This is a genomic window from Stenotrophomonas sp. HMWF003 (assembly GCF_003061285.1).
Taxonomy (GTDB): Bacteria; Pseudomonadota; Gammaproteobacteria; order Xanthomonadales; family Xanthomonadaceae; genus Stenotrophomonas; species Stenotrophomonas maltophilia_AP.
On the sequence record NZ_QAIW01000284.1, the window covers coordinates 1 to 2,116 of the forward strand.

1 protein-coding gene is annotated in these 2,116 nt (G+C 68.1%); it reads left to right on the forward strand.

Annotated features, from left to right (window positions below):
• Nucleotides 1–163 precede the first annotated feature (163 nt).
• On the forward strand, nucleotides 164–2,116 hold a 1,953-nt coding region (gene smc / locus DBR34_RS22795), incomplete at its 3' end, for a chromosome segregation protein SMC (protein WP_258223846.1).

Here is a 2,116-nt window from a genome sequence, read left to right on the forward strand (position 1 = left end):
CCCCCACAGCCCGTGGAACAGCCGCCCCGTTATACTCAGGCTATCGCGTCGCCCTTGGGGCCATTGAAACCCAGCAGCATCAATGGCTTGAGGGTGGGAATCGCTCCGACATCCACCCTGGCGGGGGTCGCTTCAGGCCCTTGCCCCGGAAACCAATCCCGCCATGCGTCTGTCCACGATCAAGCTGTCCGGCTTCAAGTCCTTCGTCGATCCGACCACGCTGCACCTGCCGACCAACATGACCGGCGTGGTGGGGCCCAATGGCTGTGGCAAGTCCAACATCATCGACGCCGTCCGCTGGGTCATGGGCGAAAGCTCGGCCAGCCGCCTGCGCGGTGACTCGCTCACCGACGTCATCTTCTCCGGCTCCTCCGCACGCAAGCCCGTGTCCCAGGCGACCGTCGAACTGATTTTCGACAACACCGACCACACCATCACCGGCGAGTACGCCTCCTTCAACGAAATCTCGGTCAAGCGCCAGGTCAGCCGCGACGGCAGCAGCAACTACTACCTCAACGGCACCAAGTGCCGCCGCCGCGACATCACCGACCTGTTCCTCGGCACCGGCCTCGGCCCGCGCAGCTACTCCATCATCGAACAGGGCATGATCAGCCAGATCATCGAAGCCCGCCCCGAAGACCTGCGCGTGTACCTGGAAGAAGCCGCCGGCATCTCCAAGTACAAGGAACGCCGCAAGGAAACCGAAACCCGCATCCGCCACACCCGCGAAAACCTCGACCGCCTTGGCGACCTGCGCGAGGAAATCGGCAAGCAGCTCGAGCACCTCAAGCGCCAGGCGCGCCAGGCCGAGCAGTACCAGGCCCTGCAGGAAGAGCGCCGGGTCAAGGACGCCGAGTGGAAGGCGCTGGAATACCGCGGCCTCGACGGCCGCCTCGGCGGCCTGCGCGAAGCGCTCTCGCAGGAAGAAACCCGCCTGCAGCAGTTCATCGCCGAACAGCGCGACGCCGAAGCCCGCATCGAAACCAGCCGCGTGCGCCGCGAAGAAGCCGCCGATGCGCTGAGCACCGCCCAGGCCGAGGTGTACCAGGTGGGCAGCACGTTGGCCCGCCTCGAACAGCAGATCCAGCACCAGCGCGAAATGTCGCAGCGCCTCAACAAGGCGCGCGATGAAGCCCAGCAGGCCCTGGCCGAACTGGGCCAGCACATCAGCGGCGACGAAGCCAAACTGATGGTCCTGCGCGAAGCCGTGGACGAGGCCGAGCCGCGCCTGGAACAGCTGCAGGAAGAAAACGAAATCAAGCAGGAAGCGCTGCGTGATGCCGAGGCCCGCCTGGCCGACTGGCAGCAGCGCTGGGAAGCCCACACCCGCAGCACCTCCGAAGCCTCGCGCGCCGGCGAAGTCGAACGCACCCGCGTCGACTACCTCGACCGCCAGGTACTGGAAGCCGACCGCCGCCGCGAAGCGTTGAGCGCCGAACGCGCCAGCCTGGACCTGGACGCGCTGGCCGAGGTGTTCGAAGAACTGCACCTGCAGCACCAGACCCAGAAAGAGGCGCTGGACGGCCTCAACGAGCAGGTTGAAGAACGCAAGCAGGCCGTGGCCGGCCTGCAGGACCGCCAGCGCACCGGGCAGACCGAACTGGCCGAGATCCGCAAGCAGGCCCAGGCGGCGCGCGGCCGCTTGTCCTCGCTGGAAACCCTGCAGCAGGCCGCGTTGGGCCAGGAGCAGGGCGCGGCGGTGGCGTGGCTGAAGGCGCGCGGGCTGGATTCGGGCGCGCGCGTCGGCGAACGCCTGACCGTGGAAAGCGGCTGGGAAAACGCCGTGGAAAGCGCGCTTGGCCAGCTGATCGAAGGCGTGCTGGTGGACGCCCCCGAACAGCTCGTGGCCGAACTGGCCGAGCTGGGCGAGGGCCGCATTGCGCTGGTCTCCGACAGCCAGGCGCCGCTCAGCGTGGCGCCGACCTCGCTGGCGGCCAAAGTACAGGGCCCCACCGCGATCCGCCGCCTGCTGGCCCGGCTGCATGCCGCCGAAGACCTGGACGCCGCGCGCACCCTGCAGGCCACGCTGGGCGAGGGCGACTCGGTCATCACCCGTGGCGGTGAACGCCTGGGCGACGGCTGGGTGCGCGTCTCGCGCTCCGGTGCGTCCAAGCAG